10 protein-coding genes are annotated in these 16,075 nt (G+C 62.1%); 2 read left to right on the top strand and 8 right to left on the bottom strand.

What is annotated here, in order from left to right; translation table 11 throughout:
• Positions 1 to 20: 20 nt before the first annotated feature.
• Entirely contained in the window at positions 21 to 2,384 is a 2,364-nt protein-coding gene (locus AC07OF_RS15770) for a TonB-dependent receptor (protein ID WP_269769805.1), read from the top strand.
• Positions 2,385 to 2,476: 92 nt separating this feature from the next.
• On the opposite strand, the gene AC07OF_RS15765 is transcribed toward AC07OF_RS15770, so the two are convergent.
• From AC07OF_RS15765 to AC07OF_RS15730, 8 genes are all read right to left on the bottom strand, one after another.
• Positions 2,477 to 3,184, bottom strand: a complete 708-nt coding sequence (locus AC07OF_RS15765; RefSeq protein WP_191833941.1) for a zinc ribbon domain-containing protein — start codon at positions 3,182 to 3,184, stop codon at positions 2,477 to 2,479.
• Between the two features lie 176 nt (positions 3,185 to 3,360).
• Positions 3,361 to 5,004 (bottom strand): fatty acid--CoA ligase, encoded by a 1,644-nt coding sequence (locus AC07OF_RS15760; protein ID WP_495073132.1) that lies wholly within the window; start codon positions 5,002 to 5,004, stop codon positions 3,361 to 3,363.
• An 11-nt stretch (positions 5,005 to 5,015) separates the two neighbouring features.
• On the bottom strand, positions 5,016 to 6,794 hold the full coding sequence (locus AC07OF_RS15755) for an acyl-CoA dehydrogenase C-terminal domain-containing protein (protein WP_157192484.1): 1,779 nt from the start codon (positions 6,792 to 6,794) through the stop codon (positions 5,016 to 5,018).
• Positions 6,787 to 9,261, bottom strand: coding sequence for an efflux RND transporter permease subunit (locus AC07OF_RS15750; protein ID WP_476447186.1), 2,475 nt, complete (start codon positions 9,259 to 9,261; stop codon positions 6,787 to 6,789). Before AC07OF_RS15750 ends, AC07OF_RS15755 begins: the two co-directional genes overlap by 8 nt.
• A 30-nt stretch (positions 9,262 to 9,291) precedes the next feature.
• Positions 9,292 to 10,359 (bottom strand): WD40/YVTN/BNR-like repeat-containing protein, encoded by a 1,068-nt coding sequence (locus tag AC07OF_RS15745; protein ID WP_495073131.1) that lies wholly within the window; start codon positions 10,357 to 10,359, stop codon positions 9,292 to 9,294.
• A gap of 98 nt (positions 10,360 to 10,457) precedes the next feature.
• A complete protein-coding gene (locus AC07OF_RS15740; RefSeq protein ID WP_157192482.1) occupies positions 10,458 to 11,816 on the bottom strand; it encodes a DUF1329 domain-containing protein in 1,359 nt (452 codons plus the stop codon).
• A gap of 41 nt (positions 11,817 to 11,857) precedes the next feature.
• Positions 11,858 to 13,813, bottom strand: a complete 1,956-nt coding sequence (locus AC07OF_RS15735; RefSeq protein ID WP_157192481.1) for a DUF1302 domain-containing protein — start codon at positions 13,811 to 13,813, stop codon at positions 11,858 to 11,860.
• Positions 13,814 to 13,898: 85 nt separating this feature from the next.
• Positions 13,899 to 14,465, bottom strand: coding sequence for an RBBP9/YdeN family alpha/beta hydrolase (locus AC07OF_RS15730; RefSeq protein WP_157192480.1), 567 nt, complete (start codon positions 14,463 to 14,465; stop codon positions 13,899 to 13,901).
• 276 nt (positions 14,466 to 14,741) lie between these two features.
• Here AC07OF_RS15730 and AC07OF_RS15725 point away from each other — a divergent pair, with 276 nt between their 5' ends.
• Entirely contained in the window at positions 14,742 to 15,752 is a 1,011-nt protein-coding gene (locus AC07OF_RS15725; protein WP_157192479.1) for an AraC family transcriptional regulator, read from the top strand.
• Positions 15,753 to 16,075 lie beyond the last annotated feature (323 nt).

Raw genomic sequence — 16,075 nt, 5'->3', positions numbered from 1 at the left:
CGATTGCACGGGCAATACCCATGACCAACACCACCGCTTCACTGTTTCGCCGCAGCGCCCTGGCGCTGGCCTTGAGCTGCGCAGCACCGGCCTTTGCCGACAGCGCCTCGGGCACTTATCACTTCGAACAGGCCAGCCAGGCGCTGGATAGCGCCTTGACGGCACTGGCGACCCGCACCGGCTTGGCCATCGGCGTCGATGCAACATTGCTGCGCGGCAAATCGGCGCCTGCACTGCAGGGTGACTACAGCGCCGAGCAAGCGCTCGATGCGTTGTTGCAAGGCAGTGGCCTGCAATGGCGTCTGAGCGGTCAGAACAGCTACGTCGTCCAACCGGCCCCCGCTCCCGTTGATTTGGACAGCGGCCCGCTGTCGCTCTCGGAAACGCTGGTTACCGCTTCGCGCAGCCAGGCGAGCATTGCCTCGATCCCCGGCACCGTGCAGGTCATCCAGGCGCCGCAAATCGCCCAACAGTCGGCTGCCGGGCGCAAAGTTGCCGATATTCTCGGTACTCTGGTACCGGGTCTGGCGCCCTCCTCCGGCACCATGAGCAACTATGGCCAGACCCTGCGCGGGCGCAATGTGTTGGTGCTGATCGATGGTGTTTCGCAGAACGCCAGCCGCGATGTTTCCCGTCAACTCAACAGCGTGGCGCCTTCAAGCATCGAGCGCATCGAAGTGGTGTCGGGGGCCAGCAGCCTGTATGGCGCCGGGGCCTCGGGCGGCATCATCAACATCATCACCAAGCGCAACGACGGGCAGGCACTGGCAATGAGCAGCCGTGTCGGTATCAGCAGCGCGGACAATTTCAATCACAAGGGTTTTGCCTACGAAGGCTTCCAGAGCGTGACCGGACGCCAGGACGCACTGGACTGGTACCTGTCCGCCGACCTGGTGCAGCGCAATGACCAGTTCGACGGCAACGGCAAGCGCATCCCCCAGGAAGCGTTCCAGGGCAGCAACATGGACACTGAAAGCCATGACCTGCATGCCAAGTTCGGCTACGACCTGAATGAACAGCGGCGCGTCACTCTGGCTCTGCAAGAGTATGAAGACAAACAGGACACCGGTTATGTGGCGGGCACACAGAATGGCGAGTCGGTGGCAGTCAAAGGCCTGCAACTGAGCGATCAGCCCTTCACCCACAATCAGGCGGTGAACTTCAACTACAGCGACAGCGACCTGTTCGGTCAGCAACTGCTGGTGGAAAGCTACTGGCGCAAGCAGCAGGCCCGCTTCTTCCCGTACAACTGGGGCGCCAACGCCGGCGTCGTTGCGTCCGAAAGCGAAGCCCGGGTGTACGGTCTGCGCGCCGCGGTGGAAAGCAGCCTGCCAAGTATCGGCAGTGCCACCGGCAGCCTGGTCTGGGGTGCCGACTTGGAGAACGAACAGGTCAGCCAGGACGGTGATCGTTACAGCGTCGATGGCCTGGTCTACACCCCCACCGGCCAGCGCTACGCCTTCGGCCCCGACATCGAAACCAACACCACTGCGTTGTTCGCGCAGACGACCTGGGACATCGGTGACTGGACCTTGCGTGGCGGCGCCCGGCATGAGTGGATTCACAGCGACGTCGACGACAGCGTAGCCTTCGGCGGTATCTGGCAGGCGGGTGTCAGCGAGGTGCTGCCCGGCGGCACGTTGAAGTACGAAGACACCCTCTACAACCTTGGCGCGGTGTATCACCTGAGCAGTGCCCAGGACCTGTTCGTCAACTTCAGCCAGGGCTTTTCATTGCCGGACATCCAGCGCTTTTTGCGCGATGTGCGCGGCAGCTATGACATTCACGACCTCAACGCCCAGGCAATCAAGGTCGACAGCTATGAGCTGGGCTGGCGTGGCGACTGGGAATCGCTGCAGGCCAACGTCACCGTGTTCGAGAACCGCTCGGACGTCACCCAGTACTACGACTCGGTCACCCGCGCGCAACGCCTGATCGACCAGAAGGAACGGGTGCGCGGCATCGAAACCGCCTTGACCTACCACCTGAGCAACGCCTGGTCGCTGGGCGGCACCTATGCCTGGACCAAGGGCGAGACCGACCAGAACGGCGAATGGCGTGACCTGCCAGCCACACGCATCTCGCCGGCCAAGACCACGGCGTTCGTCGAGTTCGATGACCAGGGCTACAACCTGCGCCTGCAAGCCTTGCGTCTGGAAAGCTACGACGAAGGCTTCAAGGATGGCAACGGCCGCAAGATCGAAGGCTACACCACCGTCGACCTGCTGGCCGGGGTGGCACTGCCGGTGGGCAAGCTGGAGATGGGTGTCTACAACCTCAGCGACCGCAACTACGAAACGCTCTACATGCAGGCCAACGCTGCCGCGCCCTACCCGCATGCCGAGGGCCGGCGTCTGGCGCTGAGCTACGCAGTCGATTGGTGATCATCGACAGGCCCGCTTTCTGATCTCGGAAGGCGGGCGCTGCGGGCTTGACTCGGGCGCCATGCAGTACTGGCAGGCTACGAAGCGCTCAGTCAGTCAGGCTGGATCGGATCGGCGGAAAACCAGGAACCCATCAGTTCAGTGGTCGCTGCCTGGAACTCCACATGGCCGTGCCGGTAGCGTTCCTGTTTGAGGACCATGTCGTTGAAGCGCTTGTAGATTTCCTGGTGATCGGCACCCGGCGATGCGCCCGCCAGCGCGACGCTGGCCACGAGCAGAATTTCTTCCCCTGAGGCCCGCGTATCATCGCCGGAGGCAAACAGGTTGATACTGGTCAAGTAACCGGTTTCTTTGTCCACAGAGCCGATCAGGCCAACGTAAGAACCAATCGCTGTTTCGAGAAAATCAAGGACCTCCCCTGTTTCTATGTCTGTCGGGTCAATGGCAAAAGGCTTGTCGAGCGCTTTGAACGTTGCGTTCACGCGATCGGCGTAATGCTTGGGTGTCATCCCCAGCGTCACGTAATACACCAATTGACCGTTCTGTACCTTCACCGGGCCGCGAGGCGCACGGACCTCCACCGACTCGTCGACGGCGAAGATAGGGGGGATAGGGGCTAGTGCAGTGTTGTTCCAGCCCGAAAATACCGCAAGAAACAGGACCATCACGACCACGACGCCAGCAATCACTTTAAGCTGTTTTGCCGTGTTTACCGTCGGGTTGTGCTCGCCGCAGTTCGGGCAGACGTTGGCATCGTTGTCTACGGGGTGGTTGCACGACTTGCACAGCGTAACGGTCATCAAAAGCGTCCTTTCGTCCTTGAGCGTGGAAGGACGATTGTACCGTCTGACCGCCCCTTGTGGGAGCAACTGGCTGTCACTTGGTTAACCTGTGGGAGCCGGCCTTGCCGGCGATTGCCGCCACACTGGCCTCATCGCCGGCAAGGCCGGCTCCCACGGGGATTAAACCGCCGTACCTACATGGCGTGAGTTTCGCGAATCAGCTTTTTGTTGATCTTGCCGACGCTGGTTTTCGGTATCTCGTCAACAAAGTGCACGTGCCGTGGCACCGCCCATTTGTTCAAACTGCCATTGTCGACAAACTGCTGCAGGTGCTGCGCAAGGGACTTTTGATCCAGTTGCACGCCGGCAACGCAGACCACCAGGGCCAGCGGTTGCTCGCCCCACTGCGCATCGGCAACCCCCACCACCGCCACCGAATCAACGCCGGGGTGCTGGCTGATCAAGCTTTCCAGTGCCACCGAACTGATCCACTCGCCACCGGTCTTGATCACGTCCTTGATCCGGTCACGGATCTGCAGCACGCCACGGTCGTTGATACAGCCCATATCGCCGGTGTGCATCCAGCCGCCAGCCCACAGCGCGGCGCCTTGTTCGGGCTCCTTGAGGTAGCCTTGGGTCAGCCAGGGGGCGCGTACCACCACCTCGCCCAGACTTTCACCGTCGTGGGCTACATTATGGCCCTGCTCATCGACAATGCGCAGGTCCACCAGCGGGATCGGCACACCGGCGTTGATCCGCAGCGGCACCTGCTGCTCCAGGGGCAGTGCCAGGTCTTCGCGGCTGAGGCTGGTCAGGCACAGCAGCGGACAGGTTTCGGACATGCCGTAGCCGCAATAGATCTGGATTCCGCGCGCACTCGCCCGGGTGGCCAGGCCCTGGGTCAAGGCGCTGCCGCCGATGACCATTTTCCAGCCGTCCAGCTCGGTTTTACGGCCCTCTTCGCAATCGAGCATCATCTGCAGCAGGGTCGGTACGCAGTGCGAGAAGGTCACCTGCTCTTCACGGAACAGGCGCACCAGCTGGTTGGGCTCATAGCGGCCCGGATAGACCTGCTTGATCCCCAGAGCCGTGGCGACATACGGCACGCCCCAGGCATGCACATGGAACATCGGCGTAATCGGCATGTACACATCGCCCGAACGCAGCAAAGGTTCGCCGCCACAGGCAGCAAGCGTGCCCAGCTCGTTGAGCGTATGCAGCACCAGCTGGCGATGGGTGAAGTAGACGCCCTTGGGGTTGCCGGTTGTGCCGGTGGTGTAGAACAGGGTCGCCAGCGAGTTTTCATCGAAGTCGGGGAATTCGTACTGACTGTCGGCCGCGGCCAGCAGTGCCTCGTACTCACCCAGCACAGGCAACTCTGTGGCACACGGCTCGGCGTCGCTGAAGCGGATGAAGCCTTCAACCGTCTGCAACTCACCCTGCAACTGTTCCATCAACGGCAGGAAATCGTCATGCACCAGCACCAGACGGTCCTCGGCATGGTTCATGGTGTAGCGGATCTGCTCGGCGGACAGACGCACGTTGACCGTGTGCAGCACGGCGCCGATCATCGGCACGGCAAAGAAGCACTCCAGTGCGCGGTGACTGTCCCAGTCGAGCAAGGCCACGGTGTCGCCAGGCTTGACTCCGGCCTCGACCAGCACATTGGCCAGGCGCTGGATACGCTCCATCAAGGTCGTGTAGGTGTAGCGCAGCTTGTCGGCGTAGACGATTTCCTGGCCGGGTTGATAGCGCACGCCGGAAAGCAGCAGACGCTTGATCAGCAGCGGATAGCTATAGGCCCCGGGTGCCGGGGCAATGACGCGGGTATTGATCATCGCAGGGACCTTCACAGTTGATCGGCGTCGAGCAGGAACAGGCTGGCGCTGCCGGCTTTGACCGTGGCGCTGAGCGACTGGATGCGCGGCAACAGGCGCGCGAAATAGAACCGCGCAGTGCCCAGTTTGCTGGCGTAGAAGCCTGATTGCTGTGCTTGCTCCAGGGCGACATCAGCCATCTGCGCCCACATGTACGCATACAGCGTGTAGCCGAACACATGCAGGTACTCCACCGCCGCCGCACCAATCTCCTGTGGGTTACCTTGTGCGCGGTCGAGCACCCAGGCGGTCAGTTCGTCCAGGTTGGCGACTGCGGCCAGCAGCGGTGCGCTGAATTCGCTACGCGAGGCATCGAGCGATTCGGCGAATGCCTTGATCTGCGCAGAGAGCACCGCATAAGCCCGGCCACCGTCGGCGACCAGTTTGCGGCCCAGCAGGTCCATAGCCTGAATGCCATTGGTACCTTCGTAGATCTGGGTGATGCGGCAATCGCGAATCAACTGCTCCTGGCCCCATTCGCGGATGTATCCGTGGCCACCGAACACCTGCTGGCCATGAACGGTGGTTTCCAGGCCCATGTCGGTCAGGAATGCCTTGGCCACGGGCGTCAACAACGCCACTTGTGCTTCGGCACGGCTGCGCTCGGCAGGGTCCTGGCTGTACTTGGCCAGGTCCAGTTGCAGCGCGACATACGTGGAAAACGCCCGCCCGCCTTCGTTCAGGGCTTTCATGCTCAGCAGCATGCGCCGTACGTCCGGGTGCACGATGATCGGGTCGGCAGGCTGTTCGGCCGCTACCGGGCCAGTTGGCGCGCGGCTTTGCAGACGCTCACGGGCGTACTCGATGGCGTTCTGATAAGAGCGCTCTCCCAAGGCCAGGCCCTGGATACCAACGCCCAGGCGTTCGTAGTTCATCATGGTGAACATGGCGTTCAAGCCCTTGTTCAGGTCACCGACCAGGTAACCGACGGCGCCATCGAAGTTCATCACACAGGTGGCCGAGGCCTTGATGCCCATCTTGTGTTCGATCGAACCGCAACTGACCGCGTTGGCCTGGCCCAGCGAACCGTCCGCCTCGACCATTACCTTCGGCACCAGGAACAGCGAGATACCCTTGGCGCCATGCGGCGCATCCGGCAGCTTGGCCAGCACCAGGTGGATGATGTTTTCCGTCAGGTCCTGCTCACCACCGGTGATGAAGATCTTGGTACCGCTGATGCGGTAGCTGCCATCGGCCTGAGGCTCGGCGCGGGTGCGGATCAAGCCCAGGTCGGTGCCGGCATGCGGTTCGGTCAGGCACATCGAGCCGGTCCAGCGCCCTTCGTACATGGGCGGCAGGTACTGAGCCTTGAGCTCATCGCTAGCGTGGTTGAGCAGCGACAGGCAGGCGCCTGCGGTCAGCATCGGGTACAGGCCAAAGGACAGGTTGGCGGCGTTGAGCATTTCCTCGACCTGGGCGCCAATCACTTTGGGCATGCCCATGCCACCGTACTCCACCGCGCCCGCCACACCCACCCAGCCATCCTCGGCATAACGGCGATAGGCTTCGGCGAAGCCATCCGGAGTGATCACCCGGCCCGCTTCCCAGCGGCAGCCCTGCTCGTCGCCGCTGCGGTTAAGCGGCGCCACCACCTGGGCAATGAGCTTGCCGGCCTGTTCGAGAATCGCCTTGGCGGTGTCGGCATCGACCTGCTCGGCCAACGCGGGTATCCGTGACCAGATGGCCGGAATGTCGAAGACCTCGTTGAACAGAAAATCCATATCGCGCAAAGGTGGAAGGTAATCAGACATTTTGCGAACACTCTACTTCTTGGCTGGTGTGTTTTAACCGGTCGTCAGCGACGGTGCCGGGAGCAGTAACCTCGGCCTTGTTGCCAGGCAGGAGGAAATACGACAGGGCCGGAATCAGGATCAACGCGCCAAGCATGTTCCACAGGAACATGAAGGTCAGCAGGATGCCCATGTCGGCCTGGAACTTGATCGGCGACCAGGCCCAGCCCACCACGCCGGCAGCCAGGGTGATGCCGACCAGACCGACCACCCGGCCGGTGAAGGCCACGGCGTTCTCATAGGCCTCGGACAGCGGCATGCCTTTGCGCTGGTAGTGCAACTGGACGCTGAGCAGGTACAGCGCATAGTCGACGCCGATCCCCACGCCCAGGGCGATTACCGGCAAGGTGGCGACCTTGACCCCGATGCCCATCATCACCATCAGCGCCTCGCACAGCACCGAAGTGAGCATCAGCGGCAGCACCGCCACCAGGGTTGCGCGCCAGCTGCGGAAGGTAATCAGGCAGAACACCGTGACCGCCAGGTACACCAGCAACAGCATGGTGCGGTTGGCGTCGCGCACGACGATGTTGGTCGCCGCTTCGATACCGGCACTGCCGGCGGCCAGGAGGAACTGACGGTCTTCACTGCTGTTGGCCTGGGCAAAGCGCTCGGCCACCGCAACCACTTCATCCAGGGTGTCGGCTTTGTGGTCCTTGAGGTAGGCGATCACCGGCATCAGCGAGCAATCGTTGTTGAACAGCTCCGGGGCGTTGACCGAGGCCTGTTGCGCCGCGTAGTTGAGCACGTCCTGGTTGCGCTGGATGCTGTTGAGCTTGGGGTTGCCCTCGTAGGTACCGGCAGTGATCTGGCGCACCGCGTTGGTCAACGACAGCGTGGTCTGCACCCCGGCGTGCTGTTGCAGCTCCCAGGCCAGGCGGTCGGCGAGCACCAGGGTCTGGTAACGCAGGCAACCTTCGGGAGCGGTCTTGATCATCACCGCGAAGGTGTCGCTGGACAGCGCGTAATGACCAGTGATGTAGGCATTGTCGCGGTTGTAACGTGAATCGGCGTGCAGCTCCGGGGCGCCGCTGTCGAGATCGCCGATCTTCAATTGCAGGCTCAGGGCAAAGCCCCCTGCCCCCAGGACTGAGGCCACCAGCAAGGCCGCGGTCGCCCATTTACGCGTGGTAAAACGGTCGAGCAGGTCCCAGAGTTTGCCGAAGCCACGGTGTTCGGCGGCCCGCGAGTCAATGCGCAAGGCGCGCTCGGCGGCTTTGCGCCCGACACCGACATAGGACAGCGCCACCGGCATCAGCAGCAACGAGGTGAAGATCAATACCGCCACGCCGATACTGGCGGTGATGGCCAGGTCCTTGATCACCGGAATGTCGATCAGCATCAGCACGGCAAAGCCCACCGCATCGGCGAGCAGCGCGGTGACACCGGCCACGAACAAGCGGCGGAAGGTATAGCGGGCGGCGACCTGGCGATGGGTGCCGCGGCCGATGTCCTGCATGATGCCGTTCATTTTCTGCGCGGCGTGCGACACGCCAATGGCGAAAATCAGGAACGGCACCAGAATCGAATAAGGGTCGATGGCATAACCCAGCCAGGCGACAATGCCCAGTTGCCAGACCACCGCCGTCAACGAGCACACCACCACCAGCAGGGTACTGCGCACGCAGCGGGTGTAGAGGTAGATGATCACCAGCGTGGTCAGGACCGCCAGGGCAAAGAACAGCATGACCTGGATCAGGCCGTCGATCAGGTCGCCCATCAGTTTGGCAAAGCCGATCACATGAATTTTGTAGGTGCCCTGCGCTTCGTACTGGCTGCGCAGTTGCTCAAGCTTTTGCGAGAACGCGTGGTAGTCGATACCACGGCCGGTGGCCGAGTCCTGGTCGAGCAGCGGCACGATCAGCATGCTCGACTTGAAGTCGCGGGCGACCAGGCTGCCGACGATATTCGCGCGCTCGATGTTCTGGCGCAGTTGCTCGATGTCGCCGGCCGAACCCTGATAGCTGTCGGGCATCACCGGGCCGCCCTGGAAGCCTTCCTCGGTGACTTCGGTCCAGCGTACCGCCGGGCTCCACAGTGACTTCATCCAGGCGCGGTCGACGCCCTGGCTGAGGAACAGCTCATCGTTGATCTGCCGCAAGGTCTGCAAGTAAGCCGGATCGAAGATGTCGCCCTCGGTGTTTTCCACCACCACCCGCAACGAGTTGCCCAGGCCGCGCAACGACTGGCGGTTTTCCAGGTAGTTCTGGATATAGGGGTGACTCTGCGGAATCATCTTCTCGAAGCTGGGCCGCAGCTCCAGGCGAGTTACGGCCATGAACCCCAGCACCAGGGTCGCCAGCAGCATCATCAGCATGAACGGCAGTCGATGGTTGAACACCAGACGTTCCAGCCAGTTGCCGGAGCGGGTGTCGAATTCGCCGAGGGTGCGGATCACCGGCAAGGTGTCTTGTTGGATATTGGCCATCAGGTTTATCTCTTGTTATGGGGACGGCAGTTATTCAACGGCGAGCGTGCGTACGCCACGTTCGCCCACCAGCACCAGCTCGGTCGCGGCATCGAATGCCGCCGCGCTGATCGGTGTGCGTGCCGTTTGCCTGATCTGGGCGAAGCTGGCGCCGTCGTCGCGGCTGAGCAGTACATGCCCGGCCTGGCTCAGCAGCCACAGCTTTCCGCTGCTGTCCAGGCTTGCCGCGGTGATACTGTTGGCAAGACCGGTGTTCACCGGCTGCCAGTTCTGGCCGCCATCGGTGCTGCGCAGCACATGGCCACGCAAGCCATAGACCAGGAGCACTCCCGGCTTGCCGACGGCGCCAAAGAACGTACCGCTGTAAGGCGTGGTCAGGCGGGTGAAGCGCTGGCCATCGGCGTCGAGCTTGAGCAGCAGGCCTTGCTCGCCGGTGATGTACAGCGTGCCGTCGACGCTGGCCAGGCTGGTCAGGTGCAGGCCTTGTGGGTTGTCGCTGCGCTCCAGCCATGGCGTCCAGTGCTGGCCACCGTCGCGGGTGTGCAGCAGCAGGTTGAAAACACCGACTGCAAAGCCGTTCTGTTCGTCAGAGAACCAGACATCCAGAAACGGTTTGTCGGCACCCTCTTGCACCAGCCGTTCAGCTTCCGCGATCAGCGTCGGCCAACGTTCGTCCTGCGGTGCGGCCTGGGCCTGGGCGCGGTAGTAGGCCAGCACCTGTTCGCCCAGCACGCGGCCGTCCAGTTGCTTTTGCCAGCTCACACCGCCATCGCCGCTGTGCAGGATCACACCGTCATTACCCACCGCCCAGCCCTGCTCGGCGCTGGGGAAACTCACGGCATTGAGGTCGGCACTGGCCGGCACGCTGGCCTGCTGCCAATGGCCGCCGTTGTCATCGGAATACAGAATGTGCCCACGCGGCCCGACAGCTACCAGGCGCGCGCCAACGCTGGTTACATCACGCAACGGGCTGACCGCTGCCAGGGCGCTGGGCATGGCCGGCAGATCCAGCACATCCATGTAAGGTGCGGCCTGTGCCGCACCTTGAAGGGCGGCCCACGTCAGCATCAACGCGGTACAGCGCTTGAGAGAATACATACCGGGTCCTCCGGATCGCCGCTGCACGCAGCAGGCTGCTCAACCAACGATCCGGCATCGAGGGGCGATGCCGGACCGTACCTAACTTGCCTGCGAACTCAGCGAATGCCGGCGCCAGCCAGGGACTCAGGCGACCACTGGGTCTTGGACAGCGGCTCGATGTAGCGAATGCCGCCGTAAGCGCCGACCACGCCATTGAGGTTGTAGGTGCCGCCGATCAGGTCGTAGATCATGAAAGGCGTGGCGTCCGGGGTCTGTTTGTCATAGCTCTGGCTGAGAAAGGCGAACGAGCCACGGTACAGCTGACCACGGGCGTCATACTGGTCGGAGGCCAGAGCGATCCAGCTGTCCTCGTCGAGGTAGAAGCGGCGCTTGTGGTAGATGTGGCGGGCGCCGTCCTTGAGCTTGCCTTCGACCACCCACACGCGGTGCTTCTCCCAACGCACGAACTGCGGCGCCAGATGGTTGGGGGTGATCAGCTGTTTGATGTCGGTGTTGTAGGTGAGCTTGTAGGTGTTGTAGGGCACAAACATTTCCTGTTTGCCCACCAGGGTCCAGTCGTAACGGTCGAGGGCGCCGTTGAAGACGAACACGTCATCATAGGTACCCGAACCCGAGGTGCCGGGGTTGGGGGTGTCGTAAGCCAGGTTCGGTGCAAGCTTGACCCGGCGCTGCCCCGGCAGGTACTGCCAGGCGCTGCGTGGTTGCACCAGCGGGTTGGCGGCGTCACGCAGCATCATTGCTTCACCGGCACGCCGGGCTGGCGCGGTGTACACCAGTTTCATCTGGTAGTAGGTGTCTTTGGAGCCGATGGTTTTGCTCATGTCCTCGTAGATCGGGTAGCTGATGTTGGCTTGACCTGTGGTGGACAGGGTCGGCACACCAGCGGAATCGACGTTCCATGAGTCGTACTTGGCCGCCATGCTCACGCCCTGGTAGCGCAGGAGGAAGTTCCACATGGCCTCGGCACCGGTCTGCGGGATCGGGAACGGAATCCCTGGCAACACGTTTTCAACCGCGGTACCGCCTTCCTTGCTGTGCGCACCGACAGCATTCTTTGCAGTGTTGTCCAGTACAGGCTGGGGCAGCGCGACGGTGCGATGGGTCGGGTAGACATCCACCGAGAACGTCGGGAAGCGCTTGAGCAGCTCCTGGGTGGTGGCCGTCAGCTGGCCTTTGTACTGATCAGCGTTCTTGGCATTGATGACCATCAGCGGCTTTTCGCCGGCAAACGGGTCGGGACGCATGCTGTCGCCGCTCTTGAAGCTGGCGGGTGGGGTGACCAGTCCGCCCTGATAAGCAGGAATGGAACCGTCGGCATTGGCGGCACTTTCGGCGCCGATACGGGTCAGGCTGGTGCCGAGGCGGGCTGCCTGGTCGCTGGATACTGCGGCCTGGGCGGAATGGATTGCTGCCAGTGACAGGCAGGTGGCTAAAAGTGTACGCATGTAATTCATGATGATTGTTTTCCTGCGTGATGTCTGAAGGAAGACGTGACTCAAAAAGTGGTTTTTACGGTCAGGTACAGCGCGCCACGGTCCTCAGTGGTCGCCCCGCCGCCAGAGAAAGAGGCATAGCCTCCGCCGTAGCAGGTGTAATCCTGCTCGCCGTCCAGGGCATTGGGAGTCGTGCCATCGGTCTGGCCGTTCTTGCACGACTGCGTCTTGCCAAAGCTGTCGACATACTTGAGGTCGACGAAATACTGGTTGTAAACCGCGGCGCTGACGCCTACCGCGTAGTTGCCGGTGTCCTCGGCGCCCCCGCCCTGCACCGGCGAGACGCCATCGATACCGACGTTGACCGACAGCGGCATGCTCAGGTCGACACCGGGCATGACCTGGTACCAGGTCGGGGTGAAGTTGACGGCGATGCCCCAGTTGTCACGGGTCGGTTTGTCGATCCCGCGGTAGCTGCTCTTGCCCTTGTACAAAGCCTCGTTGTGGCCATCGAGCTTGAGCAGGTTGCTGTAGAACAACTCGCCCAACAGGGTCGCGCTATCGAACAGCGGCGTATCGGCGATGGTCATCAGGCCGTTGAGGGTCCAGTGCAGCGTCTGGCCGGTGGCACTCAGGCCGTCGCCGTCGCTGGGCACGTCAGTGATCACGCCACTGCTCGGCAGGCGTGGCGGCAACAGACCGAAACCGCCAGCCAGGCCGCCTTGGCCCGGGGCACTGACGATGGCCGGAATGCTCGCCAGCGGCATGTTGTGGCGGATGTTCAGGTCGCTGCCGACACTGATGCCGGCCACGTCTTTGGACAGACTCAGGCCATAGACATCGATGTTATCGGCGTAGGCAAACTGGTAAGAGGCGCTTTGCAGCGAGTTGTAGAGGTTGCCGACGGCGCCCTGGCGACCGGCAGGCGGGTTGCCGAACGGGCCACGGGACACGGTCAGGCCGCGGGTATCGAGCCAGGCCTGCGGGAGGATTTCCGAAGTCTTGCGGTAGTAGAAGCCCATCGTGCCGCCCAGCCATTCGGGCGACCACTTGGCCATCACGCCCCAGTCACCGCGTTTTTCCGGGTTCAGGTCTTCGCCGCGGCGGATGCTGGTCAGCGCACCGCGTACCGGGATCAGCCCGGGCGTGCCGGTGTGACCGAGGAGGAAGCTCTGGGCGCCCTCACCCACCACATCGGAGCCGCCATAATAGGTGCCTGCTTCCGGCAACCGGGCGGCATCCCATTCGAAGAAATACTGCGCGCCGATGGTCAGTTCCGGGTTCACCAGAAACGAGGTGGACAGCTGGTTGCGCGGTACGAACAGTTCCTTGGCCTCAGTTCCAGGCGACGCTGCCAGCTTGGCCAGGTCGAGGCCGGACTGGCCATAGCTGAGCGAGTGCACCGGGTTGAGCAGGGTTTCGCCCCAGAACAGGTTGTGCTGACCCAGCTTGCCGCTCAGTTGCGAGCTTTCGCCGACTTCGGTGCTCATGAACACGAACGCATCGAGCACTTCACCCGACGGGCCGCTGTAATAGCGCTGGGCATAGTTGCTCAGGTGCGGGCTGCCCAACGGCGTGCCGGTGCCCGGCAAACCGTTGAGGCTCGGAACGATGCCGGAACTGTCGCCGTTGCCGTTGACGAACGGGTTGGAATTGGAGCCGGTGTTGTCGTAAGCCTTGTCATACCAGCTGGCGGCGCTGACGCGAAAGCCCATGCTGCCCTGGTAGATCACATCCAGCTCGGTCAGCAGGTCGACGCGGTTGGTGATGTTGGTACCGGCTTTGCGAAAGTTGTAATCGCCGTCGTTGTTGTTCGGCGTTGCCAGCATGCGCTTGTCGGCGCTTTCGGTGCGTACGCCGTAGTTGTACTTGACGGTGTTGTCCAGGCGTACGGCCCAGTCTTCGTTACCGGTATCGACTTCGAACGCATGCGCGCCAGGCAAAGCGAGCAAACTGATGGCACAGGCCAGCAGACGGCGCTGCGACGGCACAGCGCATTGAATGCGGTGTTTTGGCATTACGATGACTCCACGAATTGTTATTTTTGTTATCGCCGCCCGACTTGTGCGGGCGTTGGTCAAGCGTCCATGCGCGACGGCAGGGTTAACAGTCCAGCATTTGAATGAAGGTTTCGGCCTGGGGCCAGGCACCGAACCCGGCAGCCGGGTTCAAGTGGCCGACCGCGCCGAGCAATTCCAGGTCGCTGCCCCAGCCTTCGGCCATGGCGGTAACCGCCTCGAGGCTGGCCAGGTGATCGTTGCTGCTGGCAGCAACAATGCTTGGGAACGGCAACGGTGTAATCGGCAGCGGCGCCCAGCCGTTGGCACGCAGGGTGTCCGGGCTTGGGTAGGCTGCAGGCCATTGAGCGTTCAGGTCCGGTGGTGCCGCCAGCAACGCGCCTTTGATCGGCCGGTCATAGCGGGCAGCCCAATGGGCGACCATCAGCACACCGGCGCTGTGCGCCACCAGCACGACTTCGCCGTCGATCTGCTCCAGTTCGCGCTGGATCGCTTCGACCCGGGCGTTGCAGTCCAGGCCATTGACTTGCAAAGGCGGTACTGAGCGCACATTGGCCAGGCGCGCCTGGAGCAGGGTCTGCCAATGCTCGGCAACATGGTCACGCAGGCCAGGGACGATCAGGACGGTAGCGGCGGTATGCAATCTTTCCACGTCAGCACCTATGCTCAAGTCAGTCTGCTCACCACGTTGGGGGAGCGCTTGACAGTCACAGTAATCACCCCTACCCCCGGGTGCTTTACATTGAACGTCAGTGACTTCTCATTTGATGACACCGATGCGGGCAGCCGTCCGCTACGCTTGAACAGTGGGCAGATTGCTCCGGGAGAGGGGCAGGAAACGGCTTTTCATTTGATGACACTCAGGCTATAAAAAGCGACCCGCCGCAGAAGCGGGACGCCTAATGAGAAATGCGTGGAAAACAATAAAATGACCGCCCTCGTCCGTGCTGCAAGCTTGACCAACTACCTCGAAGTGTCGCGCCACGTGGGGTTGAACCCGCACGCCTTGCTGGCCCAGGTCGGCCTGAGTGCCGCATTGCTCGATGATCCGAACCAACGTCTTGCGGTTTCAAGCGTGATTACCCTGCTGGAGGAGTCGGCGCGGGTCAGTGGTTGTGAGACCTTTGGCCTGCGGATGGCCGAATTGCGCCAGTTGTCGGACTTTGGCGAGATCAGCTTGCTGCTCAGTCACCAGCGCACGCTGCGTGATGCCTTGCTGGTGATCGTGCAGTACCGGCATTTGCTCAATGATGCGCTGGCGATTCATATCGAAGACGCGGGCAAAACGGTGATCATTCGTGAAGAAGTGGTCAGCGACCTGCCGCGCGGCAGTCGTCAGGCTACGGAGCTTGCGATCGGGGTCATGCGGCGTCTGTGTGCGGCTGTATTGGGGGCTCACTGGCATCCGATCAGTGCCAACTTCACCCACAATCCTCCCGCTGACCTTGCCATTCACCGGCGGATATTTGGTTGCAAGCTGGTGTTTGGCAGTGAGTTCAACGGCATTGTCTGCCCTGCGGCCGATCTGGATGCGGCCAATCCGCTGGCCAATGAGGCGATGGCGCGCCTGGCCCAGCGTTATCTGGATACGCTGCAGGCCGGGGGCAAGCTGTCGCTGGAGCTGGAAATGCGCAAGACCATTTATTTGTTGCTGCCCATGGGGCGGGCCACTATCGAGCAAGTGGCGCAGACCCAGGGGATGAATGTGCGGACCTTGCAGCGGCGGCTGGAGGAATGCGGGGTGACGTTCAGTGATTTGATCAACGGGGTGCGGCGGGATCTGGTGATCCGCTATCTGGAGAATCCCAGTTATTCGCTGGGGCGGATTGCGGATATGTTGGGGTATTCGATGCCTAGCTCTTTTACTCGCTGGTTCATTGCGCAGTTCGGGGTGCCGCCGGCTACCTGGCGGGTTCAGCATGGGGTTCAGCAGCGTTGAGGCTTTTTGGGCTTTGATGGTTGGGGGCATATCCATTGGCGATGGCGGCGCTTAATCACCTTTCCGCCCTTACGGCGGGTCCCTTTGGCAAACGCCCCAAAGGAACACAAAGGGCTTGCCCCACCAGGGGCCCTACGCTGCGCTTCGGGTCCCCTCGCTGCGGCGTCGCTACGGGGTATCGCGAGCTACGAGTTGCAAGCAACTCTACGCTTCGCGACTTCGGCTACGCCGAAGGTGCTGCGCACTCACCCCTTCGCAACGCCTCCGCTCGGCCCTTCTGGTTAACGGGGCAGTAGATCAAGATCAAGAGCACAATTCGCTTC

It is taken from the genome of Pseudomonas sp. GW821-FHT10B02, assembly GCF_059415665.1.
The sequence above is the reverse complement of the archived record's forward strand: the minus strand, read 5'-3'. Positions and strand labels throughout refer to the sequence as shown.